This is a genomic window from Pseudomonas sp. SDO5215_S409, assembly GCF_054071325.1.
The window spans coordinates 1-22,802 of sequence record NZ_JBSVWN010000006.1 but is presented as its reverse complement, the minus strand read 5'-3'; the positions used below and the strand labels follow the sequence as shown (position 1 = coordinate 22,802).

General features: G+C 63.5%; 22 protein-coding genes and 1 pseudogene. 8 read left to right on the top strand and 15 right to left on the bottom strand.

The features are described 5' to 3' along the window. Positions 1-10: 10 nt before the first annotated feature. Genes ACW9H9_RS04955 through ACW9H9_RS04945 form a run of 3 tightly spaced genes read right to left on the bottom strand, consistent with a single transcriptional unit; the run spans position 11 to position 2,149 of the window. Positions 11-601 carry a YggT family protein gene (locus ACW9H9_RS04955; protein ID WP_457342041.1) on the bottom strand — a complete coding sequence of 197 codons (591 nt, stop codon included), beginning with the start codon at positions 599-601 and terminating at the stop codon, positions 11-13. Between the two features lie 9 nt (positions 602-610). After that, complete coding sequence (proC, locus tag ACW9H9_RS04950; protein ID WP_457342040.1) at positions 611-1,429, bottom strand: pyrroline-5-carboxylate reductase; 819 nt, start codon at positions 1,427-1,429, stop codon at positions 611-613. A gap of 24 nt (positions 1,430-1,453) precedes the next feature. Next, a complete protein-coding gene (locus ACW9H9_RS04945) occupies positions 1,454-2,149 on the bottom strand; it encodes a YggS family pyridoxal phosphate-dependent enzyme (protein ID WP_457342039.1) in 696 nt (231 codons plus the stop codon). Between the two features lie 57 nt (positions 2,150-2,206). Between ACW9H9_RS04945 and ACW9H9_RS04940 the strand changes: the two genes are divergently transcribed. Then, positions 2,207-3,241: a type IV pilus twitching motility protein PilT gene (locus ACW9H9_RS04940; RefSeq protein WP_457342038.1), complete on the top strand. Its 1,035-nt coding sequence runs from the start codon at positions 2,207-2,209 to the stop codon at positions 3,239-3,241. Between the two features lie 52 nt (positions 3,242-3,293). Here ACW9H9_RS04940 and ACW9H9_RS04935 read toward each other — a convergent pair whose 3' ends face one another. Then, entirely contained in the window at positions 3,294-3,929 is a 636-nt protein-coding gene (locus tag ACW9H9_RS04935) for a C40 family peptidase (protein WP_457342165.1), read from the bottom strand. A gap of 250 nt (positions 3,930-4,179) precedes the next feature. Here ACW9H9_RS04935 and ACW9H9_RS04930 point away from each other — a divergent pair, with 250 nt between their 5' ends. Continuing rightward, the gene (locus tag ACW9H9_RS04930) at positions 4,180-4,599 is read left to right on the top strand and encodes a TM2 domain-containing protein (protein ID WP_457342037.1); all 420 of its coding nucleotides are present in this window, start codon (positions 4,180-4,182) and stop codon (positions 4,597-4,599) included. A gap of 53 nt (positions 4,600-4,652) precedes the next feature. Here the strand turns inward: ACW9H9_RS04930 and ACW9H9_RS04925 are convergent, their stop codons facing one another. The 11 genes and pseudogenes from ACW9H9_RS04925 to ACW9H9_RS04875 form a co-directional block, all read right to left on the bottom strand. Next, positions 4,653-5,924, bottom strand: coding sequence for a dihydroorotase (locus ACW9H9_RS04925; protein ID WP_457342036.1), 1,272 nt, complete (start codon positions 5,922-5,924; stop codon positions 4,653-4,655). Continuing rightward, complete coding sequence (locus tag ACW9H9_RS04920; protein WP_457342035.1) at positions 5,921-6,925, bottom strand: aspartate carbamoyltransferase catalytic subunit; 1,005 nt, start codon at positions 6,923-6,925, stop codon at positions 5,921-5,923. Before ACW9H9_RS04920 ends, ACW9H9_RS04925 begins: the two co-directional genes overlap by 4 nt. A 24-nt stretch (positions 6,926-6,949) precedes the next feature. After that, positions 6,950-7,456, bottom strand: coding sequence for a bifunctional pyr operon transcriptional regulator/uracil phosphoribosyltransferase PyrR (gene pyrR, locus ACW9H9_RS04915; protein ID WP_457342034.1), 507 nt, complete (start codon positions 7,454-7,456; stop codon positions 6,950-6,952). Between the two features lie 73 nt (positions 7,457-7,529). Further along, positions 7,530-7,967 (bottom strand): Holliday junction resolvase RuvX, encoded by a 438-nt coding sequence (gene ruvX, locus ACW9H9_RS04910; RefSeq protein WP_457342033.1) that lies wholly within the window; start codon positions 7,965-7,967, stop codon positions 7,530-7,532. Beyond that, positions 7,967-8,536 carry a YqgE/AlgH family protein gene (locus ACW9H9_RS04905; RefSeq protein ID WP_457342032.1) on the bottom strand — a complete coding sequence of 190 codons (570 nt, stop codon included), beginning with the start codon at positions 8,534-8,536 and terminating at the stop codon, positions 7,967-7,969. The genes ruvX and ACW9H9_RS04905 overlap by 1 nt, the downstream gene beginning before the upstream one ends. A gap of 67 nt (positions 8,537-8,603) precedes the next feature. Continuing rightward, positions 8,604-9,503, bottom strand: a complete 900-nt coding sequence (locus ACW9H9_RS04900; RefSeq protein ID WP_457342031.1) for an energy transducer TonB — start codon at positions 9,501-9,503, stop codon at positions 8,604-8,606. A gap of 101 nt (positions 9,504-9,604) precedes the next feature. Beyond that, positions 9,605-10,576 (bottom strand): glutathione synthase, encoded by a 972-nt coding sequence (gene gshB, locus ACW9H9_RS04895; protein ID WP_457342030.1) that lies wholly within the window; start codon positions 10,574-10,576, stop codon positions 9,605-9,607. A gap of 133 nt (positions 10,577-10,709) precedes the next feature. After that, a complete protein-coding gene (locus ACW9H9_RS04890) occupies positions 10,710-11,048 on the bottom strand; it encodes a DUF6572 domain-containing protein (protein WP_457342029.1) in 339 nt (112 codons plus the stop codon). A gap of 11 nt (positions 11,049-11,059) precedes the next feature. Then, positions 11,060-11,236, bottom strand: a pseudogene (locus tag ACW9H9_RS04885) (S-type pyocin domain-containing protein); the annotation flags it as partial. 18 nt (positions 11,237-11,254) lie between these two features. Next, positions 11,255-11,614 carry a DUF6572 domain-containing protein gene (locus ACW9H9_RS04880; RefSeq protein ID WP_457342028.1) on the bottom strand — a complete coding sequence of 120 codons (360 nt, stop codon included), beginning with the start codon at positions 11,612-11,614 and terminating at the stop codon, positions 11,255-11,257. A gap of 13 nt (positions 11,615-11,627) precedes the next feature. Then, positions 11,628-12,674 carry an S-type pyocin domain-containing protein gene (locus ACW9H9_RS04875; protein WP_457342027.1) on the bottom strand — a complete coding sequence of 349 codons (1,047 nt, stop codon included), beginning with the start codon at positions 12,672-12,674 and terminating at the stop codon, positions 11,628-11,630. A 269-nt stretch (positions 12,675-12,943) separates the two neighbouring features. On the opposite strand from ACW9H9_RS04875, the gene pilG reads away from it, so the two are divergent. The 6 genes from pilG to ACW9H9_RS04845 all read left to right on the top strand — a co-directional run bounded on the left by pilG (position 12,944) and on the right by ACW9H9_RS04845 (position 22,684). Then, positions 12,944-13,351 (top strand): twitching motility response regulator PilG, encoded by a 408-nt coding sequence (gene pilG, locus ACW9H9_RS04870; protein ID WP_457342026.1) that lies wholly within the window; start codon positions 12,944-12,946, stop codon positions 13,349-13,351. Positions 13,352-13,396: 45 nt separating this feature from the next. Beyond that, the gene (pilH, locus tag ACW9H9_RS04865) at positions 13,397-13,762 is read left to right on the top strand and encodes a twitching motility response regulator PilH (RefSeq protein WP_457342025.1); all 366 of its coding nucleotides are present in this window, start codon (positions 13,397-13,399) and stop codon (positions 13,760-13,762) included. 12 nt (positions 13,763-13,774) lie between these two features. Further along, positions 13,775-14,302: a chemotaxis protein CheW gene (locus ACW9H9_RS04860; RefSeq protein ID WP_457342024.1), complete on the top strand. Its 528-nt coding sequence runs from the start codon at positions 13,775-13,777 to the stop codon at positions 14,300-14,302. Then, complete coding sequence (locus ACW9H9_RS04855; RefSeq protein ID WP_457342023.1) at positions 14,299-16,350, top strand: methyl-accepting chemotaxis protein; 2,052 nt, start codon at positions 14,299-14,301, stop codon at positions 16,348-16,350. Before ACW9H9_RS04860 ends, ACW9H9_RS04855 begins: the two co-directional genes overlap by 4 nt. An 81-nt stretch (positions 16,351-16,431) precedes the next feature. Then, positions 16,432-22,236, top strand: coding sequence for an Hpt domain-containing protein (locus tag ACW9H9_RS04850; protein WP_457342022.1), 5,805 nt, complete (start codon positions 16,432-16,434; stop codon positions 22,234-22,236). After that, positions 22,229-22,684, top strand: coding sequence for a chemotaxis protein CheW (locus ACW9H9_RS04845; protein WP_457342021.1), 456 nt, complete (start codon positions 22,229-22,231; stop codon positions 22,682-22,684). Before ACW9H9_RS04850 ends, ACW9H9_RS04845 begins: the two co-directional genes overlap by 8 nt. The last annotated feature ends 118 nt before the right edge of the window (positions 22,685-22,802 follow it).

Below are 22,802 nucleotides of genomic sequence, written 5' to 3'. Positions count from 1 at the left end.
GGGGGGCAGGTTAGATCAGCAGTCGCAGGATTTCCGGCATCCCGGTCATGGCGGCCAGGTTGTTGATCACCAACATGTCCAGCAACTTGAGCACCATAAACGCCAGGATCGGCGAAATATCCAGGCCGCCCAGGTTGGGCAGCAGGCGGCGGAACGGCGCCAGGGCCGGTTCGCAGATCTGGTTGACCAGCTCCGCACCCGGGTTACGGCTGCCCGGCGCGACCCACGAGAGAATCACGCTGATGATCAGGGCAAAGAAGAAGATCTTCAGGAACAGCGCGGTCACGCCGATGATCGCCCAGACCAACAGCTGTACGAAGTTGCCGGTGGTGCCGTAGGTCAGCAGTAAGGTCAACGCCATCAACACCAACTGCACCAGAATCGCCAGCACCAGCGAGGACATGTCCAGGCCGAACAGGCTCGGGATAATCCGGCGCAGCGGCTTGAGCAGCGGCTGGGTGGCCTTGACCACGAACTGGCAGAGCGGGTTGTAGAAGTTGGCACGCACCAGTTGCAGCACGAAGCGCATCAGCACGACCAGCAGGTACAGGCTGCCCAGTGTTTGCAGGACGTAAACGGCGGCGGTGTTCAAACCAATCATATTGGCTCCTTATTTACCCAATTGTTCGGCCATTTCGGCCGAGCGGTGCGCGGCAGCGCCCAATGCGGTTTGCACCAACGCCTCAAAACCACCCGCCTGGAACGACTCGATGGCGGCCTGCGTGGTGCCGCCTGGCGAGGTGACGCGGCGGCGCAGTTCGGCAGCGTCCACGTCACTGCTCACGGCCATGTGCGCGGCGCCCAGGGCGGTTTGCAGGGTCAGTTGCGCGGCGGTTTCCGGCGGCAGGCCCAGTTTCACGCCTGCGGCGGTCATGGCTTCGATCAGCAGGAAAAAGTACGCAGGTCCGCTGCCCGACACCGCGGTGACGGCGTCCAGTTGCTGCTCCTGCTCCAGCCACAGTGCGATGCCCACGGCAGACAGCAGCGTTTGCGCCTGATCGCGTTGGGCCGCGCTCACCTGGGCGGTGGCGTACAGGCCGCTCACGCCCTGGCGCAGCAGCGACGGGGTGTTGGGCATGCAGCGCACGATCGGCTGCTCGCCCAGCCACGCCTTCATGCTGGCGCAGGTGATACCCGCGGCGATCGACACCACCAGTTGCGTGGGCGCAAGGTGTGGGCGCAGGCCTTCGCACACGGCTTTCATGGCCTGCGGCTTGACCGCCAGCACGATCACATCCACACCCTGGATGGCCTCGCCGTTGTCGGCAAAGGTTTCAATCCCCAGCTCGGCGCTGAGGCGGGCGCGGGTGTCGGCGCCCGGGTCGCTGGCGCGGATCTGCTCGGCTTCGAGGCCCTTGGCCCGCAGGCCGCCGATCAGGCTGGCCGCCATGTTCCCGGCGCCGATAAAGGCAATACGCGTGTTGCTCATGACAGGTCCTTACTCAGTTGGAGGTCAGCCATTTGATGGCTGGCTGTAGTCGCGGGCGCCAAACAGGGCAGTACCGATCCGCACCCAGGTAGCGCCTTGGGCAATGGCCGACTCAAGGTCGTGGCTCATGCCCATGGAAAGTGTGTCCAGCCCCAGGTTCAGGCGGTGTTGCAGGTCGCGCACACGGGCGAATGCGGCGTCTTGTGCGGCGCGGTCGTCGGTCGGCTCGGGAATGGCCATCAGGCCACGCAGCGCCAGACGCGGCAGGGCGCTGATGGCATGGGCCAGGGCGGGCAGGTCGGCCGGGGTGCAGCCGGACTTGCTGGCTTCGCCGCTGACGTTGACCTGAATGCAGATGTTCAGCGGCGGCAGGTCAGCCGGGCGTTGTTCGGACAAGCGTTGTGCAATTTTCAGGCGGTCCACGGAATGCACCCAGGCGAAGTGCTCGGCGATCGCGCGAGTCTTGTTCGATTGAATGGGGCCGATGAAGTGCCAACTCAAGGGTAAGTCGCACAATTGCGCCTGCTTGCTCAGGGCTTCTTGCAGGTAGTTCTCGCCAAAGTCCCGCATCCCGGCGGCGTAGGCCTCGCGCACGGCTTGCGCGGGTTTGGTCTTGCTGACGGCCAGCAAGTGCACGCTGCTTTCGTCGCGCTGAGCGGCGAGGGCGGCGGCGCGGATCCGCTCGCTAACCTGGCCGATGTTGTCTGCTATGGTCGACATTCAAGTTGCGCCCGTGGATATGGAGTCCGCGGCATTCTACTGGAAATGGAAAGCCCTATGGATATCACTGAATTACTGGTGCAAAGCGTGCGCCGGGGCGCTTCAGACCTGCACCTGTCGGCTGGGTTGGCGCCGATGTTGCGGATCGATGGTGAGGTGTGGCCCCTGGACTGGCCGGTGCTGGCACCGGCGCAAATACACGACTTGCTCAGCCCTTTGCTGACCCTGCACCAGCAAAACGATTTCGAAACATCTCTGGAAACGGATTTTTCGTTTGAACTGGCGGACGTTGCGCGCTTTCGCGTGAACGTGTTCCAGCATCACCGGGGCATGGGGGCGGTATTTCGTACCGTGCCGACTGCGGTACAGAGCCTGGAAAGCCTGGGCTTGGGCGAGGTGTTCCGACGTATCGCCGAGCTGCCCCGGGGCCTGGTGCTGGTGACCGGGCCCACCGGCTCCGGCAAGTCCACCACGCTGGCGGCCATGATCGATTACCTCAATACCCACCGCCGCCAGCACATCCTCACGCTGGAAGACCCCATCGAGTTTATCCACCACCCCAAGAACGCCCTGATCAACCAACGCCAGGTGCACCGTGACACCCACAGCTTTTCAAACGCCCTGCGCTCGGCCCTGCGCGAAGACCCGGACGTGATTCTGGTGGGCGAACTGCGTGACCTGGAAACCATCCGCCTGGCGCTCACGGCGGCAGAAACCGGGCACCTGGTGTTTGGCACCTTGCACACCGCCTCGGCGGTAAAAACCGTGGACCGCCTGGTGGACGTGTTCCCTGCGGGCGAAAAATCCGTGGTGCGCTCGATGCTCGCCGAGTCGTTGCAGGCGGTGGTGTCCCAGGTGCTGGTGAAAAAAATCGGCGGTGGCCGGGCGGCCGCGCACGAAATCATGCTGGGCACGCCAGCCATTCGTAACCTGATCCGCGAGGACAAGGTGGCGCAAATGATGTCGGCGATTCAAACGGGCGGGGCGTTGGGGATGAAGACGTTGGACATGAGCTTGCGGGCGCTGGTCAACCAGAGGGTGGTCAGCCGTGAGCAGGCGCGGGAGAAGGCGAGGGTTCCGGAGGCGATCTAGGGCGTAGCCAACGGTGGGCGCTGGTTAACCAGCCCCCACCTTCTATACGGAATCAGCGTTGCACGACCCGCAGGTTGTTCTGGTCTTTAGGCAGAACCCGCTTGGCGATCACGTAGTTCTTGTCCCAGAACGGCTTTTTCAGCGTGTCGATGGTCACCGACTTGCCACGCCGTGGTGCGTGTATGAACCGGTCGTTGCCCAGGTAGATGGCAACGTGGTTCACCTGGCGGCTCTTGAGCTTGAAGAACAACAGGTCACCCGGCTTCAGGTCCTTGCGCTCCACTTTCAAGCCGTGGCCAGCGGCCATGGCGTTGGACGTGCGCGGCAAATCCACCGCTTTCACGTCGTTGAACGCATATTTCACCAAACCGCTGCAGTCGAACCCTTTACTTGGGCTGCTACCGCCCCAACGATAAGGTGTACCCAGCACATTAACGGCGCGGCTCAACACGTTGCTGCTCTGTTTAGCGTTGACCGCCAATTGTGTGTGGCTGGCTTTACCGTGGGCCTTGCTCACTTGAGTCGGGCGCTGGACGGTCAGCTTGACCGACTTGGCCGTGCTGGTGGCCGCATGCACTTTAGGGGTGAAGCCGTTAACGTTTGGAAGTCTTTGCTCACGATTGGTGGCGTGGGCGGCCAATGGCATTAAAAGGCAAATGGTTAGCCATGTCTTAAAAAATGATCGCATCAGGCGTGGCTCATATAGGTTTGCGCGCAACTTTATAACAGCTTTTTGGGTCTTTCTCAGGCCGTTTATCGACTTGACTTCGGGGTCAAGGGCAGGAAAATCAGGCTGCATTGGTGCGATTGTCCTACACACGTCAAGCGGTACAAGGCTTTGAGGGAAGGGAAGATACCATTTACCGCTCGTCGGGCGCCCGTAAAAAAGTCACAAAGAAACCAGAAATATTTATCTATCGAGGCAAAAGGGGTCGTTAATGAACACCTATCAACAGGCAGACTACCCGCAAGACACCCACAGCAAACTGATCGGCTACCTGTTGTGGATCTTCGGTTTTACCGGCGCTCACCGGTTTTACTACGGCAAGCCGATCACCGGCACGCTGTGGTTTTTCACCTTCGGGTTGTTCGGGATCGGCTGGCTGATCGACCTGTTCCTGATCCCCGCCATGGACCGCGAAGCCGACCTGCGTTTTACTGCAGGCCCCATCGAATACAGCGTGGCGTGGATCCTGCTGACCTTCCTGGGCACCCTTGGCCTGCACCGTATGTACCAGGGCAAGTGGATCTCGGGGATCCTCTACCTGCTCACCGGTGGCCTGTTCCTGCTGGGCGTGCTGTATGACTTCTGGACACTCAACACGCAGGTGTCAGAGGGCAATGCCAACCGGCGCTAGGGCCGGGCACGGTCAATGGGTGAGGCTCGCCCGCCCATTGACCGCCTGACGCCTCAGGCCTGGTAGCTGATCCGGCCGTCCATCAAGGTGTAGCGCACGCTCGCCGGCAGGCTGTGGCCGATGAACGGGCAGTTTTCACCTTTGGACAGCCACTGCTCCCCGGCGACGGTGGAGCGGCTCGGGTCGAACAACACCAGGTCTGCCGCCGAGCCCACCGCCAAGGTGCCTGCGGGCAGGCGCAATGCCTGCGCAGGCCCGGCGCTCAAGCGCGCCAGCAGCGTGGGCAAGTCCAGCAGGCCGTCCTCCACCAGCGTCATTGCCAGGGGCAGCAACAGCTCCACGCTGCTGATGCCTGGCTCGGTCGCGCCAAAGGGTGCCAGCTTGGCATCGCGCTCGTGGGGCTGGTGGTGGCTGGAAATCGCCGACACCACCCCGGACTTGACCGCCGCGCGCAAGCCGTCGCGGTCGGCGCGGGTGCGCAGCGGCGGTTGCACGTGGTACAGGCTGGAGAAGTCGATCAGCGCTTCGTCGGTCAAGATCAACTGGTACAGCGCCACATCGGCGGTCACCTTCAAGCCACGGGCCTGGGCCTGGGCGATCAGGGCCACGCCCCGGGCGCTGGTCAGCTGGCTGAAGTGCGCGCGTACGCCGCTTTGTTCCACCAACAGCAGGTCGCGGGCCAGGGCCACGGTTTCGGCGGTTTCTGGAATGCCTGGCAAGCCGAGGAAGCTCGCGGTGGCGCCTTCGTGGGCCAGGCCGCCTTCGGCCAGGTCGCGGTCCTGGGAGTGGAAAATCACCGTCAGGTCAAACGTGGCCGCATATTCCAGCGCGCGGCACAGGGTGCGGGTATTGCCAAAACTGTCCAGGCCGTTGCCGAACGCCACGCAGCCGGCGTCGCGCAGGGCCACCAGCTCTGCCAGTCGCTCGCCTTCCAGGCCTTTGCTCAGGGCGCCGATGGGGAACACCTTGCAGTTGCCGGCCTCACGGGCGCGGTCCAGGATCAGCTCGGTCACGGCCGAAGTGTCCAGGATCGGTTTGGTGTGCGGCGGGCAGCACAGACTGGTCACGCCACCGGCCGCGGCGGCGCGGGTTTCGCTGGCGATGCTGCCTTTGCGGCTGTAGCCCGGCTCGCGCAGGGCCACATTCAAGTCCACCAGGCCGGGCGCGGCCACCAGGCCTTTGGCGTCCAGGGTTTGCGTGGCGCTGAAACCGGCTGGCGCGGCGCCGAGGGCGATGACTTTGCCTGCGTCCAGATGCAGGTCGGTAACCTGGTCCAGTCCGCTGGCCGGATCGATGACGCGGGCGCCGAGAATGCTGAGCTTCACTGGGCGTTCTCCTGCTCGAATTGACGTTGCGCGGTTTGCCCGCTCATGGCCATGGACAGCACGGCCATGCGCACGGCGATGCCGTAGGTCACCTGGTTGAGGATCACCGACTGGGCGCCGTCGGCCACCGCCGACTCAATCTCCACCCCACGGTTGATGGGCCCCGGGTGCATCACGATCGCGTCCGGCTTGGCCCCGGCCAGGCGGGCCGTGGTCAGGCCGAACAGGCGGTAGAACTCGCCCTCGCTTGGCAACAGGCCACCGGCCATGCGCTCGCGTTGCAGGCGCAGCATGATCACCACGTCCACATCCTTCAGGCCTTCGGCCATGTCGGTGTAGACCTTGACGCCGTACTGCTCGATGCCGATGGGCAGCAGGGTTTTGGGCGCGATCACGCGGATGTCCGGGCACCCCAGGGTTTTGAGCGCGAGCATGTTCGAACGCGCCACCCGCGAGTGCAGGATGTCGCCGACGATGGCCACCGAGAGGTTTTCAAAGCTGCCCTTGTGCCGGCGAATGGTGAGCATGTCGAGCATGCCCTGGGTCGGGTGGGCGTGGCGGCCATCGCCGCCGTTGATGATGGCCACGTTCGGGCACACGTGCTCGGCGATAAAGTGTGCAGCGCCGGAGTCGCCGTGGCGCACCACGAACATGTCGGCGGCCATGGCTTCCAGGTTGCGCAGGGTGTCGAGCAGGGTTTCGCCTTTGCTGGCCGACGAGGTGGACACGTTCAGGGTGATCACGTCTGCCGACAGCCGCTGGGCCGCCAGTTCAAAGGTGGTGCGGGTGCGGGTGGAGTTCTCGAAGAACACGTTGCACACGGTCTTGCCGCGCAGCAACGGGACTTTTTTCACCGCCCGGGCGCCGACTTCAAGGAACGAGTCGGCGGTGTCGAGGATTTCGGTGAGCAGTTCGCGGGGCAAACCGTCAAGCGACAGGAAGTGTTGCAACTGGCCCTGAGCATTGAGCTGCAGCGGGCGCTTGGCATCTAGAGGCGTCATCGCGGGGACTCTTTACAAGGCGGTTTAAGGGGCAAGGTCTTGCAGTTCGAGTTCGAGCGGCGTGGGACCGGACAATTTTACCCGCTGGTGGGGCTCAAGTGACAGGGTGGCGCCGACCACGTCCGGGCTGATCGGCAATTCGCCGGCGTCCAGGTCCAGCAGGCACACCAGGGTCACGCTGGCCGGGCGGCCGTAGTCGAACAATTCGTTCATGGCAGCGCGAATGGTCCGACCGCTCATCAGCACATCGTCGATCAACACCAGGTGCTGGCCTTCGATTTCAAACGGCAGGGCCGACGGGCGTACCTGCGGGTGCAGGCCGTTCTGGCTGAAGTCATCACGGTAGAAGGACACGTCCAGCGTCCCCAGCGGTGCGTCGCTGCCCAGCGCTTGCAATAACGCCTGGGCCACCCAGACGCCGCCGGTGCGAATGCCGATGAAGCGCGGCTCGCTGATGGCACGGTGCTGCAGATGGGCGTTGAGACTTGTCGCCATCTGACTGATCAGGTGGGCGGGGTTTGGCAGGCTCATGGTGGCTCCTTCAAGGCCTTGGCGTGGGCAAGGTCCGGGCTCAAACGTAAAAAGACGCGGCAAGCCGCGTCAGTCAGGATTCAAATAAAGCGGTGTTTTCATCCAGCCAACCCTGCAGCAACAGGGCGGCGGCGATGGCGTCGACCGGGTTGTCGCGGTAGCTGCCTTTTTGCCCGCCTCGGGTGAGGCGCTCGCCTTTGGCTTCAAAGGTGGTGAGGCGCTCGTCATGGGTATAAAAAGGCAGGTTGTAACGGCCATTGAGGCGGCGGGCGAACTTTTCGGCGCGCAGGCACATCTCGCTGGGGGTGCCGTCCATGTTCAAGGGCAGGCCGACCACCACGGCGTCGGGTTTCCATTCCTTTATAAGGGCTTCGACCTGGTTCCAGTCCGGCACGCCGTTCTGGGCCTTGAGGGTGCACAACTCGCGGGCCTGGCCGGTGATCACCTGGCCCACGGCCACGCCGATCTGCTTGGTGCCGTAGTCAAAACCCAGGATCAGACGCAAAGCCATCAGGCGTGCCCTGCCTGGCTGGTCAGCAGGCTGAGGTTGACGTGCAACTTGGCGGCGGCCGCTTCCAGGCGCAACTCGCTGGGGGTGTTGAACAGAATGTCGGCGTCAAACGCGCAGCTCAGCCAGGCGTTGCTCGCCAGTTCCGCTTCCAGTTGCCCCGCGTCCCAACCGGCGTAGCCCAGGGTGATCAGGCTGTGCGCCGGGCCTGCGCCATCGGCGATGGCGAACAGCACATCCTGGGAGGTGGACAAGGACAGCCCGTCCAGGTCGACGGTGGCCTGGAATTTCGGCCCGGTGGGGTGCAACACAAAACCCCGGTCGGTCTGCACCGGCCCGCCGACGTAGATCGGCACCGCCTTGCACCGGGCGGGCGGGTCGATGTCGGGGCGCAATTGCTCCAGGATATCGGCCAGGTTCAAGTCCTGCGGGCGGTTGACCACCAGCCCCATGGCACCATTGGCCGTGTGCTCGACGATGTAGGTCAAGGTCTGCGCAAAGTTCGGGTCGGCCATGTGGGGCATGGCGATCAGGAATTGGTGCTTGAGGTAAGTCGGGCTGACGTTTTTCATGCGCGCTAGTGTGGCGGCGCAGGGCACAACTGACAAGCCGGGGATGTACGGGAAGTGACCATGTCCCTCAATTGCTGGACAGCCGATCGCCCTTGGCGAAGCGCCAGGTGCGGATGATTTCCAGGCGGTCGATGTCGTTCAGGTCGCCGGTAAACGGCGCGAAGGGCGCGGCCAGGCGCACGATGCGTTGCGCGGCCTGGTCGAGCAACGGCTGGCCGGAAGACTCCAGCACCTGCACTTCATACAAGGAGCCGTCGCGGTTGATCGACACCAGCAGTCGCAAATTGCCGTAGATCTGCTGGCGGCGCGCTTCGTCGGGGTAGTTCAGGTTGCCGATGCGCTCCACCTTCTTGCGCCACTCGTCTTTGTACCAGGCGCCCTTGTCGCGCATGGTCGAGGCGGCGTTGAGGCGGTAGATGCGCGGGCGTTTGGCGTACAGCTGTTGCTCGTGGGCCAGTTCGGCTTCCAGGCTGGAGATCTCGCTGGATAGCTGCGAGCTGTCAAAGGACGGCGCAGGCGGTGTGGGCGCAGGTTGCGTGTGGGTCTTCTCGCGCTGGGTCGCGGCTTTTTGCGGCTTGGGCGCGACGGTGGTCACGGCGGCCTTGGGCGCAGCCTGCCTCACCTCGGGCTTGGGTGTGGGCGGCGGGGTGACTTTATTGACCTTGTTGTCCTGGAAAGGCGCCACTTCGGTGGTCTTGGGCACGGCTTTTTTATCCAGCGTGCCGCTGCCTTGCTGGTTGTCCTGGGCGAGAAAGTCGGCTTTTTCCGGCTTTTTTTCACTTTTGAAGGTGGAAAGGGTGATTTCCAGGGTTTTGCTGATCTGCTTGGGTTCGGCAAAGGTGAAACCCAGGCCGAGAATCAGTGCCAGGTGGATCAGCGCCGCCATGAACAGGGTGAAGCCGAGCCGATCAGCCGGGCGCACGCCGCTGTGGGAGAGTTCGGGGGGCAGGTCGGACGGCAGGGGCATAAAAACCAACATCGCGTGTATCGAGGTTCGGCATGATAACGCAATGTTGGTTTTTAGCTTCAAGCGACAAGTTACAAGCTGCAAGCTTTGTGGGGTGGGCTTCAGGCCGGTTGCTTGGCGCCTGCGGCTTGAAGCTTTTGCTCGATCGCCTTCATGAGCAGTTCGCCGATGTTGGTGCCGAAGGCATTATCAATTTCACGAATGCAGGTGGGGCTGGTGACGTTGATTTCGGTGAGGTTTTCACCGATTACGTCCAAGCCTACGAACAACAGGCCTTTTTCCCGCAGGGTTGGGCCGACTTGCTCTGCAATCCAACGGTCTTTTTCTGTCAGAGGGCGTGCTTCACCCCGACCACCGGCTGCCAGGTTGCCGCGGGTTTCGCCCGCTGCCGGAATGCGGGCCAGGCAGTAAGGCACCGGCTCGCCGTCGATCATCAGGATGCGCTTGTCGCCGTCCTTGATCGCCGGGATATAGGCCTGGCCCATGATCTGCTGCGTGCCCAGTGCGGTCAGGGTTTCCAGGATCACCGACAGGTTCGGGTCGCCAGCGCGGTGACGGAAGATCGACGTGCCGCCCATGCCGTCCAGCGGCTTGAGGATGACGTCGCCGTGCTTGGCGGCAAATTCACGCAGTACATCGGCGCGGCGGCTGACAACCGTTGGCGGCGTGCACTGTGGGAAAAGGGTGGCGAACAGCTTTTCATTGCAGTCGCGCAGGCTCTGCGGCTTGTTGACGATCAACACACCGGCGGTTTCGGCCTGCTCCAGCAGGTAGGTGGTGTAGACGAATTCCATGTCGAACGGCGGATCCTTGCGCATCAGGATCACGTCCAGGTCGGCCAGCGGGCGATCGACCTCGTCTTGCAGCTCAAACCACTTGTCCGGGTTGGCGAACACCTGCAGCGGGCGCATCCGCGCGCGCGCCTGGCCGTCGCCCTGGTACAGGTCGCGCTGCTCCATGTAGAACAACGTCCAGCCACGGGCCTGGGCGGCGAGCAACATGGCCAGCGAGCTGTCCTTTTTGTAGGAGATGTGGGCGATGGGGTCCATGACAATGCCGACACGAACGCTCATGGGGGATTTCCTCTGGCAAATGGGGGCGCGTAAAAGTGGCGTCAGAGTGGCGCTGGTGGGGGTTGGGGTCAAGGGGGAAAGCGTTGTCGGGTGGGGGCGGGTGCCAGGTCGGCGGCTGACCTGTCGTGTTTTTTCATTTTACATGCAGGACGAATTCGAACCCGATACCTACTGCTTCCAGTGCTTGTGTCACCTGATTAACAAAGCGCTCACCTTGTTCCGGTAACTCGTGCAAACCAAAGACCCGGATGATGGGCTGCTTATCCAAGGCTGCGGGAATTTTGGTGAGCATTTCACCGCTTTCAACAAACGCGATGTATAAATTGATTTTTTCCTGAAGCATCAATAAATGCTCGCCCTGTTCGACCGCGTTGCCCCATTCAAGGTGGTCGGTGATCGCGAGGATTATGTTTTCGGGCTCCCAGTGGGGAATCGCCCAGAAATCAATTGCTTTCGGATTTGTGATAGGCATTTTTACCTCTTTTAAGGCTTGGGCCGCACTATTTGGACTTTAGTGGGCGCAATGACAGTGCCACCGGGGAAGCTGGGTTTTCCTTTGCCGACCACGACGGCGCCACTTTCTTCGGTTTCCGGGAACGCCATTTTCTGGTTTCGAGTGAGCGGTGCGGTGCCTGATGATTTGCATTCAACGCACGAGAGAGTGCGGTTTTTCAAACATTACGGCGTGTCGTACTTTTTCCGGTCGCCTTTGAAGATGAACTCCAGCCCAATATCAATTTGCTCAAGCACTTTTGCAGCGCGATCAATAAAAAGCTCGCCCTGTTCTGATAGCTCATGAAGCCCCAGCACTTGGATGACTGGACTTTTACCAAGGGCCTCTGGAATTTCAGTACCCATTTCGCCGCTTTCAATAAATGCAACGTAAGCATTGATTTTTGCTTGGAGCATCAACAGGTGCTCGCCTTGCTCTGTCGCGTCGTGCCACCCGAGATGGTCAGAGATGGCCAGAACAATGGTGTTGTCATCCCACGTTGGGATGCCCCACATATCAATCACGTTGGGATCGGTTACCGACATGATGTGCTCCCTTTCAGTTGGTTACGATGTCGCCATCTGAGGTTTTGCCGATCATATCCAGCCGGACTTTAACGCCGCTTCTGGTCTTGAGTGTGACCTGTTGGGCTGAAACTTTTTTATCCTCTGAAAACTCTGGATAGTTATCCTCCTCAAACGCCGCTCCCGCGGCCTTGTTCTTCTCCAACTGCGTACTCAGCACCACATAAATCGGCTCAATCCCCGCATCCGCCGGGAACCACACGATCGCGTCCTGAAACTCAGGCGGGTGCGCAGGGTTCTCAAGCGCGGTCTGCGCCTGCGGCGTCGGCGGGTACACCCACACGGTGCGCAATGGCTGCGCCCCTTCCAGCGCCGGGATACCCAGTACACCCTCCGGGTTTTGCGCGGGTGTCCAGACCAGGCCGATCCCATGGCCGATGTCGGCAACATAGCGTTCACCGTCTTTCGCGGCCTTGATGACCGGGACGTTTTCCCACTCCCGTTTGCTGCCGGTGTAGAACCCGTACGCATCGACTGCGCCGCCGGGCAGGCTTTTTACGTTGACCCGTACACGCGTGCGGCCCAGTTGCAGCGCCGCGTATTGGTCGTGGGTGTAAAAGGCGCTGTCGGGCGTCAGGGCGGGGTTAGGCATGACCAGCGCCACCGTGCCCACCGCGGCGCCTGCCGCCATCACGGCGTTCGCGCCCACCAGGCGCAACGCCAGCGAACCGCCGAGGCAACTGCCCAGTGCGCGTGCCGTCGTCGACCCGCCGACCCATTGCAGCCCGGTGCCTTCGGCGGTAATGGCGCCGCCTGTGCCCAGCACGGCCCACGCCCCGTAGGCATCAAGTTGTTCAACGGGTACGAAACCGCCCGGGTTGTTGTGGTTGATCACGCCATCGGGCAGCGCGCAACTTTTGGCGAACACGCAGCCCGGCGTTGCGGCGCGTGTTGGCGCGGGCCCGGCCAGCGTGGGGTATTGCGCCCAATGCAGGGCATGCAGGTCCACAGGCTCGGCGGCGTTTTCATGCCGGTTACGGTTCAAGTTGGGTAACGCCGGTTTGGGGACTTGGCCACTCATGCAGCTCCCTTGCTCGTGCCTTCGCGAATGCACGGACGCTACCGGGGGAGTGCCTTTGTTATCTGTAGGAAAAGTTGCTAAATGAGTTAGGAAAGTTCTTGGTTTTTCTCGGGCATCGAGCCGGCCGTGCACTTATCCCACGATGAATTTTGCGCAGACTGTGCTAAAAAGGCTCCCATGACGCTTCGGCCCTTGCCCGTCAGGGCTTTTGCCGTACACCGGGCAACACACACCGCAAACCGATTCGCTGTGGCGATGGCAGAGCAGACATGGAACAGCATTCCAACGCCTTGAAAGTGATGGTGATCGACGACTCGAAAACGATCCGCCGCACCGCCGAAACACTGCTCAAGCACACCGGTTGCGAGGTCATCACGGCCCTCGACGGTTTTGATGCGCTGGCCAGGATCGTGGACCATCACCCGCAGATCATTTTTGTCGACATCATGATGCCGCGCCTGGATGGCTACCAGACCTGCGCCCTGATCAAGAACAACCCGGCGTTCAAGGCGATTCCGGTGATCATGCTGTCCTCAAGGGACGGCCTGTTCGACAAGGCCAAGGGGCGCATCGTCGGTGTTGATCAATTTTTGACCAAGCCGTTCAGCAAGGAAGAACTGCTGAGTGCGATCAAGGCCTGTGTACCGGGCTTCGCCACAGTAGAACAAGCACTCTGACAGCGCCTCACGAGGGCGCGTCTACCAACACCAGTGGGGAAAACCATGGCACGTGTTTTGATCGTCGACGATTCGCCGACTGAAATGTACAAACTGACCGAGATGCTCGAAAAGCACGGTCACCAGGTTCTCAAGGCCGTCAACGGCGGTGATGGCGTGGCCCTGGCCCGCCAGGAAAAACCCGACGCGGTGCTGATGGACATCGTCATGCCCGGCCTCAACGGCTTCCAGGCCACGCGCCAGTTGACCAAAGACGCCGAAACCAGCCACATCCCGGTGATCATCATCACCACCAAAGACCAGGAAACCGACAAGGTCTGGGGCACCCGCCAGGGCGCGCGTGACTACCTGACCAAGCCTGTGGACGAAGAAACCCTGATCAAGACCCTCGACTCGGTGCTGGCCGGCTAAAGGCGCGTTGCCATGACCGAGTCGTTAACCGCGTTCGAACTGCTGCTGGACATCGACCGCCGCTGCCGCCTGCTGGCCGCTGATCTGCCGTCCCAGGAAACCCGGCAACAGGGCTGGAGCGGCATCGGCTTTCGCCTGGGCGAGCACTGGTACGTGGCGCCCATGGGCGAAGTCGCCGAAGTGCTGCACGAGCCGCGTTGCACCCTGATGCCCGGCGTCAAGCCGTGGGTCAAAGGCGTGGCCAACCTGCGCGGCCGCCTGCTGCCGGTGATGGACCTGGGCGGGTTTCTGGGCTACCCGCTGTTTTCGGCCGTGTACCGCCAGCGCCGGGTGCTGGTGGTGGAGGTCGACGATATCTTTATCGGCCTGCTGGTGGATGAGGTGGTGGGCATGCAGCACTTCGCACAAGACGCCTTGATGACGCCCCCCGCCGACGGCACGCCGTTTATTCAGGGCCGCTTCGACGGCGCCCAGCCGTGGCAGGTCTTCAGCCCCTTCGCCCTGGCCCAGGCGCCAGGGTTCATGGATGTCACCGCATGAGCACCGTCACGCCGCCCAAACCCCAGGAAGCTTCCCGCAGCCGCGCACAGATCATCGTGCTGTTTATTGCACTGATCGTGTTCATCATGCTGCTGTTCGCCAACTTCGCGTACCTGAACACCCAGTCCACCTACGACAAACAGTACATCGGCCATGCCGGTGAGCTGCGCGTGCTGTCCCAGCGCATCGCCAAGAACGCCACCGAAGCCGCCGCGGGCAAGGCTGCCGCGTTCAAGTTGCTGGCCGATGCGCGCAACGACTTCGCCCTGCGCTGGGGCTACCTGAAAAAAGGCGACACGGCCACCGGCCTGCCCGCAGCGCCCGTGACCGTGCACGCCGAAATGCGCGCCGTACAGACCGACTGGGAAGCGCTGCTGAAAAACACCGACGCGATCCTGGCCAGCGAGCAGACGGTACTGTCGCTGCACCAGGTGGCCGCGACCCTGGCCGAAACCGTGCCGCAATTGCAGATGGAGTCGGAAAAAGTCGTCGACATCCTGCTGCAACGCGGCGCCCCCGCCAGCCAAGTGGCGTTGGCCCAGCGCCAGTCGCTGTTGGCCGAGCGCATTCTGGGCGCGGTCAACACGGTGCTGGCGGGCGACGAAAGCGCCGCCCAGGCCGCCGATGCCTTTGGCCGCGACGCTAACCGCTTTGGCCAGGTGCTCAATGGCATGCTCCAGGGCAACGCCGGGCTGCGCATCACCCAGGTCGAAGACCGCGACGCCCGGGCGCGGCTGGCAGACATCGCCGAGTTGTTCGAGTTTGTGTCTGGCTCCGTGGATGAAATCCTCGAAACCTCCCCGCAACTGTTCCAGGTGCGGGCCTCGGCGGGCAATATTTTCAGCCTGTCGCAGACCCTGCTGGACGAAGCCTCGCACCTGGCCACCGGCTTTGAAAACCTGGCGGGCGAGCGCAATTTCGACACCATCGGCGGCTACGTCCTGGGCCTGCTGGCGCTGGCCTCGATCATCCTGATTGGCCTGGTGATGGTGCGCGAAACCAACCGCCAGCTGCGCGAAACCGCCGAAAAAAACGAGCGCAACCAGAACGCGATCATGCGCCTGCTGGACGAAATCGAAGACCTGGCCGACGGCGACCTGACCGTCACCGCCTCGGTCACCGAAGACTTCACCGGCACCATCGCCGACTCCATCAACTATTCGGTGGACCAACTGCGCGACCTGGTGGCCACCATCAACCTCACCGCGGGCCAAGTGGCGGGCGCGGTGCAAGACACCCAGGCCACCGCCATGCATCTGGCGCAGGCCTCCGAGCATCAGGCCCAGCAAATCGCCGAAGCGTCCACCGCCATCAACCAGATGGCCCAGTCCATCGACCAGGTGTCGGCCAACGCCGCCGAGTCCACGGCCGTGGCCGAGCGTTCGGTGGCCATTGCCAACAAGGGCAACGAGGTGGTGCACAACACCATCCACGGCATGGACAACATTCGCGAACAGATCCAGGACACCGCCAAGCGCATCAAACGCCTGGGCGAGTCGTCGCAAGAGATCGGCGACATTGTCAGCCTGATCGACGACATCGCTGACCAGACCAACATCCTGGCCCTCAACGCGGCCATCCAGGCCAGCATGGCGGGTGACGCCGGGCGCGGTTTTGCGGTGGTGGCGGACGAAGTGCAGCGCCTGGCCGAACGCTCGTCGGCGGCCACCCGGCAGATCGAAAACCTGGTGCGCGCCATTCAGACCGACACCAACGAAGCGGTCATTTCCATGGAGCAGACCACCACCGAAGTGGTGCGCGGCGCGCGCCTGGCGCACGACGCCGGGGTGGCGCTCGAAGAGATCGAAGGCGTGTCGCAGACCCTGGCCGACCTGATTCAGCGCATCTCCAATGCGGCGCAGGAACAGACCTTATCGGCAGGGCAGATTTCCCTGACCATGAACGTGATCCAGCAGATCACCAGCCAGACCTCGTCGGGCTCCACCGCCACGGCGGACAGCATCGGCAACCTGGCGAAAATGGCCAGCCAGCTGCGCCGCTCCGTTTCCGGTTTCACCCTGCCGCCCGCCGCGCAGGCCGAGGATTGACGTGTCTTTGCAACCCCATCCACACGTGATCGCCAGTGTGTTTAGCACCACCGCAACGCAAGAATTCTGACGGGAGCAGTTATGGTTGACCGGCACGACTACGTGGCCCTCGAATGGGTCAAGGGCGAGATTGCCGAAACCCTGAAGCAGGCCCGTTCGGCGCTGGACGCCTATACCCATGCGGCAGGCGAGGAGGCCATCGCCGCGTGCCTGGAGGGTATCCACCAGGTGCACGGCAGCCTGCAAATGATCGAGTTCTACGGCGCCGCCCTGTTCGCCGAAGAGATGGAGGCACTTGCCCAGGCCCTGCAAGCGGGCCGCGTGAGCGGGCGTGACGAAGGGATCCGCCTGCTGCAACAGGCGCTGGTGCAATTGCCGCTGTACCTGGACCGCGTGCGCAGCGCCCGGCGCGACCTGCCGTTGGTGGTGTTGCCGCTGCTCAACGATTTGCGCAGCGTGCGCGGCGACAGCCTGCTCTCGGAAACCAGCCTGTTCAGCCCGCAACTGCTGGTGATTGCGCCGCTGCCCGAGGCGGTCCTGGCGCAACGGGCACCCGCCGACCTGCCCGGCCAACTGCGTGAGTGGCGGCTTATGTTGCAACAGGCCCTGGCGGGCTTGCTGCGCGAAGACCATGGCCCCACAAACCTCGACGACCTGGCCCGTGTGTTCGCCCGTCTCGAAGCCCTGTGCCAGGGCGCGCCGCTGCTGCCGTTGTGGCAAGTCACCTCGGCGCTGGTCGAGGGCATGCTCACCGGCGTGGTCGCCAACAGCCCGGCGCTGCGCAGCCTGCTCAAGGCCTGCGACAAGGTCCTCAAGCGCCTGCTCGCCCAGGGCATCGAGGGTATCAACAGCCCGGCGCCCGACCAACTGCTCAAGAGCCTGTTGTTCTACATCGCCAAAGTCACCCGGCCTACGCCGCGCATGCAAAGCCTCAAGGAGCGTTACGGCCTCGACGAAGCCCTGCCGGACAGCGCGGTGGTGGACGCCGAACGGGCCCACCTGACCAGCCCCGGGCGTGACGCGATGGGCTCGGTGCTGGGCGCGCTGTGCGAAGAGTTGGTGCGGGTCAAGGAACGCCTGGACCTGTTCGTGCGCAGCGACCGCCAACACACCCAGGACCTCGACGCCCTGCTGGCGCCCCTGCGGCAAATCGCCGACACCCTGGCGGTGTTGGGGTTTGGCCAGCCGCGCAAAGTCATCATCGACCAACTGGCGGTGGTGCTGAGCCTGGTGCAAGGCCAGCGTGCGCCCGACGACGCCGTATTGATGGACGTGGCCGGGGCGCTGCTGTACGTCGAGTCCACGCTGGCCGGGATGGTCGGCCCCGTGGAGCCGGAAGGCCGCGAAGAAAGCCGCCTGCCCACCACCGACCTGACGCAGATCCACCAGTTGGTCATCCGCGAGTCCTGTCAGTGCCTGGCCCAGGCCAAAGAGCTGGTGATCGACTGCCTGGAAGCCGATTGGGACCGCCAGCGCCTGGAATCGCTGCCCGAATTGCTGACCCAGGTGCGCGGCGCACTGGCGATGATCCCGCTGCCGCGCGCGGCCCGGCTGATGCGCGGCTGCACCGATTACGTCGATGAAACCCTGATGGCCAGCGAAACCGCGCCCGACGAGGCGCAGTTGGGGCATTTTGCCGACGTGCTGATGAGCCTCGAGTACTACTTGGAGCGCATGCTGCAAGACCCCGACGCCCCCGGCGAACGCGTGCTGGACGTGGCCGCCCGCGGGCTGGCGGCGCTGGGGTATCTGCCAACAGAAAAACCGTGGCGCCAGGCGCTGTCCATCAGCGAGGCCCCGCAGCCCGCCCTGGCACAGGTGCTGGCCGATCCCACTCCGCGCCTGAACCCGCCCGCGCAACAGCGCCCCGGCAGCCTGCTGCCGCCTGCGGCCGACCAGGCGCCGGTGGACGACGAACTGCGTGACGTGTTCCTTGAAGAAACCGCCGAAGTCCTCGACGTGCTGCACCGCTACCTGCCCGGTGGCGCGGCGAGCCTGGAAGACAAGGCCGCCCTGGGCGAGCTGCGCCGCGCCTTTCATACCCTAAAAGGCAGCGGGCGCATGGTGCGTGCGCAGGTGCTGGCGGAGCTGGCGTGGGCGGTCGAAAACCTGCTCAACCGCGTGCTGGAGCGCAGCGTCAAACCCGGGCCCGATGGGCTCGCCGTGCTGGATGAGGCGGTGGCGTTGCTGCCCGACCTGATCGCCGATTTTGCCGCCAATGCCCAACGCCAGCGCGACGACGTCGACGCCCTTGCCGCCCGCGCCCACGCCCTGGCCAGCGGCACCGTTGCAGACCCCGTGGCCCTCGACCCGCAGTTGCTGGAGATCTTCCGTAACGAAGCGCAAAGCCACCTCGACAGCCTCAACCATTTTCTGGTGCAGGCCGCCGAACACTTGCCGCTGCACGTCAGCGACGAGTTGCAACGCGCCGTGCACACGCTCAAGGGCAGCGCCTTTATGGCCGGCGTGCTGCCCATTGCCGAACTGGCGCGCGCGCTGGACCAGCTCACCCGCGAATACAAAGCCCACTGCCTGGCGCTGGACCTGGACGAAATCGAATTGCTGCTGGAAGCCGAAGCGCTGTTCCAGCAGGGCGTGCGCCAACTCGGCACGGACCCGCACGCCAGCATCCCTGGCGCAGCGGCGCTGATCGAGCGCACGCACAGCGTGTTGCAACGCCAGCTCGAAGCACTGCTCAGCGCCCCCAGCGGCCTGCACGTAAAGCGGGACCCGCAACTGATCACCAATTTCCTGGCCCAGGGCATGGACATCCTGCTCGACGCCGAAAACCTGCTGCGCCGCTGGCAACACCACCCCGGCGAGCGTCAGGAACTGACGGCGCTGCTGGACGAATTGACCACCCTGGGCGAAGGCGCGCACCTGGCCGACCTGTACGCGATGGACGCCTTGTGCGAAGCCTTGCTCGACCTCTACGGCGCCGTCGAAGAAAGCAGCCTGGCGGTCAGCGAGCGGTTTTTTCACGAGGCCGAGCAGGCCCACGAAGCGCTGATCAACATGCTCGACCAACTGGCCGCCGGTCAGGAGGTCAGCGCTGCCCCGGCGCGGGTGCAGGCGCTGCGTGAACTGCTCGATGAAAGCCTCGATCCGTCCGCCACCGGCCTGATCAAAAGCGACGGCAGCCGGGCGCTGAGCATCGCCGAACTGGGCGCCGCCACGGCGCAGTTGGAGCAGGGCGTGGCGATGGACGACGAGATCGTCGAAATCTTTCTGGAAGAGGCCGTGGACCTCCTCGACAGCGCCGGGCAGTCCCTCAAGCGCTGGCTGCTGGAGCCCGAAAGCGTGGCGCCGCTGACCTCGTTGCAGCGCGACCTGCACACCCTCAAGGGCGGCGCGCGCATGGCTGAAATCGGCCCGGTGGGCGACCTCGCGTTGGAGCTCGAAAACCTTTACGAAGGCCTGGTAGACCGGCGCTACAGCTACTCCGTCGAGCTGGCTCAGTTGCTGATGGCCAGCCATGAGCACCTGTCGCTGCAACTGGAGCAATTGCAACAGCAACAGGCACTGGGCGATGCCAGCCCCTGGGTCGGCAAACTGCGCGCGTGGCGCCAGCACAGCGGGCCCGTGGCGCCGGCGGCGGTGCCCGAGCCGTCGGGCAACGACCCGGAGTTGTTGGACATCTTCCTCGAGGAAGCCGCCGACATCCTCGACAGCTCCGGCGCTGCGCTCTCGCGCTGGCAGGCCGAGCCGAAAAGTCGCCAGGAAGTCGAAACCCTGCTGCGCGACTTGCACACCCTCAAGGGCGGTGCGCGCATGGTCGAGATCGGGCCCATTGGGGACTTGGCCCATGAGCTGGAGTTTCTGTACGAAGGCTTGTCGGCAGGTTTGCTGGCGCCGTCTGCCGAGTTGTTCGCCTTGCTGCAAGGCTGCCACGACCGCCTGGCGCAGATGATCGACGCGGTCGCGGCGGGGCAGCCGGTGGGGTCGGTGGAACGGCTGATCGAGCGCATCAAAAGCCTGGTGCGCCCGGCTGAAACCCAGGCGGCACCGGTGGCGCCCACTGGCAAGACCGATGCGGCGCCGGTGAACGACCCGGCGGCCGACATGGTGAAAATTTCTGCTGAACTGCTCGATGACCTGGTCAATTTGGCCGGTGAAACCTCGATCTTCCGGGGGCGCATCGAGCAGCAGGTCAACGATGCCCAAGTGGCCTTGAACGAAGTGGAAACCACCATCGAGCGCATGCGCGACCAACTGCGCCGTCTCGACACCGAAACCCAGGGCCGCATCCTCAGCCGCCAGGCCGAAGCCGAGCGCCTGGGCTACGAAGAATTCGACCCACTGGAAATGGACCGCCATTCCCAACTGCAACAGCTGTCCCGAGCCTTGTCCGAGTCGGCCTCCGACTTGCTCGACCTCAAGGAAACCCTCGATCAGCGCAACGCCGACGCCCATCGCCTGTTGCAGCAACAGGCGCGCATCAACACCGAATTGCAAGAAGGCCTGATGCGCACGCGCATGGTGCCGTTCGAGCGCATGCTGCCGCGCCTCAAACGCATCGTGCGCCAGGTGGCGGGCGAGTTGGGCAAGGACGTGGAATTCGTGGTCGGCAACGCCGAAGGCGAGATGGACCGCAACGTGCTGGAACGCATGGTGGCGCCGCTGGAGCACATGCTGCGCAACGCTGTCGACCACGGCCTGGAAGCCCGCGATGTGCGCCTGCTGGCAGGCAAGCCGGAAAAGGGCCGCATCACGCTGGACCTGACCCACGAAGGCGGCGACATCGTTTTCGATATGCGCGACGACGGTGCCGGTGTGCCACTTGAAGCCGTGCGACGCAAGGCGATCAAGCGCGGTTTGCTCGACCCTGCGTCCGACATCAGCGACCGCGACGTGCTGCAGTTCATCCTGCAACCGGGGTTTTCCACCGCCGAGAAAATCACCCAGATCTCCGGGCGAGGCGTAGGCATGGACGTGGTGCACGAAGAAGTGCGCCAGCTCGGCGGGTCGATGGTCATCGACTCCAAGCCGGGGGAGGGCGTGCACTTTCGCATCCGCTTGCCGTTCACCGTGTCGGTCAACCGTGCCTTGATGGTGCAGTGCGCGGACGAGCAATACGCGATCCCGCTCAACACCATCGAGGGCCTGGTGCGGGTGCTGCCCACCGAGCTGGAAAACTACTACCAGCAAGACCCGCCGCATTATGTCTATGCCGGTCAGCGTTATGAGCTGTATTACCTGGGCGAACTGCTGCGTACCGTGGCGCGGCCCACGCTGCTCGGCCAGGTCCAGCCGGTGCCGGTGTTGCTGGTGCAGTGCAACGAGCGCAGCGTGGCCATCCAGGTGGACGGCATGGACGGCACCCGTGAAATCGTGGTGAAAGGCCTGGGGCCGCAATTTGCAGCGGTGCAGGGGTTGTCGGGCGCGACCATCCTGGGCGATGGCCGGGTGGTGCTGATCATCGACGTGCTGGCGCCTATCCGGGCGCTGCCACCGGCGCTGCCGAAGGCGGCGAGCGACACGCACATCGCCGTCAACGAACCGCGCAAAAAGCGCCCGTTGCTGGTGTTGGTGGTGGACGATTCGGTCACCGTGCGCAAAGTCACCAGCCGCTTGCTGGAGCGCAACGGCATGAATGTGCTCACGGCCAAAGATGGCATCGACGCGTTGAGCGTGCTTGAAGAACACACCCCGGACCTGATGCTGCTGGACATCGAAATGCCGCGCATGGACGGTTTTGAAGTGGCCATCCATATCCGTAACGACCCGCGGCTGCGGCGGCTGCCGATCATCATGATCACCTCGCGCACCGGGCAAAAACACCGCGACCGGGCGATGGCCATTGGGGTCAACGACTACCTCGGCAAGCCGTATCAGGAGTCGGTGCTGCTCGACAGCATCGCCTATTGGAGCAAGCCCCATGTTTGACCACCGAGCCAGCCAACTCACCGGCTTGATGTTGCCGCTGTCCGACCGCCAACTGCTGCTGCCCAACGTGGCCGTGGCTGAACTGATCGACTTTCAACGCGGCGAACCGGCCAGCGATGCGCCGTCGTGGTACTTGCGGCAAGTGACCTGGCGGGACCGGCAACTGCCGCTGATCAGCTTTGAGGCTGTGTGCGGCGGGCCAAGCGTGGTGGGCGAGCGGGCCAGGATCGTGGTGCTGAACGCCCTGGGCGGGCGACCGACCTTGAAGTTCATCGCCCTGGTGATCCAGGGCATTCCGCGCTCCTACAAACTCGATAACCAACTGAGTTACGTGGACGTACCGCTGTGCGCACTGGAACTGGCGGCGGTGCAGGTGGGCGAACACGTGGCGAAAGTCCCCGACCTGCTGGGCCTGGAGGCCCTGCTGGTGGAGTGTGGGTTGGCCTGAGTAGCTAGAATCCTGAGTGCTCGCGTGAGCTGAGCCTCGCACCCGATCAAGTGGTTATCTGAATCTCCTACTCGTTCCCACGCTCCGCGTGGGAATGCCTCCGGTGACGCTCCGCGTC

Excerpts from the sequence above, each read along its gene's own strand:
- ACW9H9_RS04955 (WP_457342041.1), bottom strand. The coding sequence starts at position 601 with ATGATTGGTTTGAACACCGCCGCCGTTTACGTCCTGCAAACACTGGGC.
- proC (WP_457342040.1), bottom strand. The coding sequence starts at position 1,429 with ATGAGCAACACGCGTATTGCCTTTATCGGCGCCGGGAACATGGCGGCC.
- ACW9H9_RS04945 (WP_457342039.1), bottom strand. The coding sequence starts at position 2,149 with ATGTCGACCATAGCAGACAACATCGGCCAGGTTAGCGAGCGGATCCGC.
- ACW9H9_RS04940 (WP_457342038.1), top strand. The coding sequence starts at position 2,207 with ATGGATATCACTGAATTACTGGTGCAAAGCGTGCGCCGGGGCGCTTCA.
- ACW9H9_RS04935 (WP_457342165.1), bottom strand. The coding sequence starts at position 3,929 with ATGCGATCATTTTTTAAGACATGGCTAACCATTTGCCTTTTAATGCCA.
- ACW9H9_RS04930 (WP_457342037.1), top strand. The coding sequence starts at position 4,180 with ATGAACACCTATCAACAGGCAGACTACCCGCAAGACACCCACAGCAAA.
- ACW9H9_RS04920 (WP_457342035.1), bottom strand. The coding sequence starts at position 6,925 with ATGACGCCTCTAGATGCCAAGCGCCCGCTGCAGCTCAATGCTCAGGGC.
- pyrR (WP_457342034.1), bottom strand. The coding sequence starts at position 7,456 with ATGAGCCTGCCAAACCCCGCCCACCTGATCAGTCAGATGGCGACAAGT.
- ruvX (WP_457342033.1), bottom strand. The coding sequence starts at position 7,967 with ATGGCTTTGCGTCTGATCCTGGGTTTTGACTACGGCACCAAGCAGATC.
- ACW9H9_RS04905 (WP_457342032.1), bottom strand. The coding sequence starts at position 8,536 with ATGAAAAACGTCAGCCCGACTTACCTCAAGCACCAATTCCTGATCGCC.
- ACW9H9_RS04900 (WP_457342031.1), bottom strand. The coding sequence starts at position 9,503 with ATGCCCCTGCCGTCCGACCTGCCCCCCGAACTCTCCCACAGCGGCGTG.
- gshB (WP_457342030.1), bottom strand. The coding sequence starts at position 10,576 with ATGAGCGTTCGTGTCGGCATTGTCATGGACCCCATCGCCCACATCTCC.
- ACW9H9_RS04890 (WP_457342029.1), bottom strand. The coding sequence starts at position 11,048 with ATGCCTATCACAAATCCGAAAGCAATTGATTTCTGGGCGATTCCCCAC.
- ACW9H9_RS04880 (WP_457342028.1), bottom strand. The coding sequence starts at position 11,614 with ATGTCGGTAACCGATCCCAACGTGATTGATATGTGGGGCATCCCAACG.
- ACW9H9_RS04875 (WP_457342027.1), bottom strand. The coding sequence starts at position 12,674 with ATGAGTGGCCAAGTCCCCAAACCGGCGTTACCCAACTTGAACCGTAAC.
- pilG (WP_457342026.1), top strand. The coding sequence starts at position 12,944 with ATGGAACAGCATTCCAACGCCTTGAAAGTGATGGTGATCGACGACTCG.
- pilH (WP_457342025.1), top strand. The coding sequence starts at position 13,397 with ATGGCACGTGTTTTGATCGTCGACGATTCGCCGACTGAAATGTACAAA.
- ACW9H9_RS04860 (WP_457342024.1), top strand. The coding sequence starts at position 13,775 with ATGACCGAGTCGTTAACCGCGTTCGAACTGCTGCTGGACATCGACCGC.
- ACW9H9_RS04855 (WP_457342023.1), top strand. The coding sequence starts at position 14,299 with ATGAGCACCGTCACGCCGCCCAAACCCCAGGAAGCTTCCCGCAGCCGC.
- ACW9H9_RS04850 (WP_457342022.1), top strand. The coding sequence starts at position 16,432 with ATGGTTGACCGGCACGACTACGTGGCCCTCGAATGGGTCAAGGGCGAG.
- ACW9H9_RS04845 (WP_457342021.1), top strand. The coding sequence starts at position 22,229 with ATGTTTGACCACCGAGCCAGCCAACTCACCGGCTTGATGTTGCCGCTG.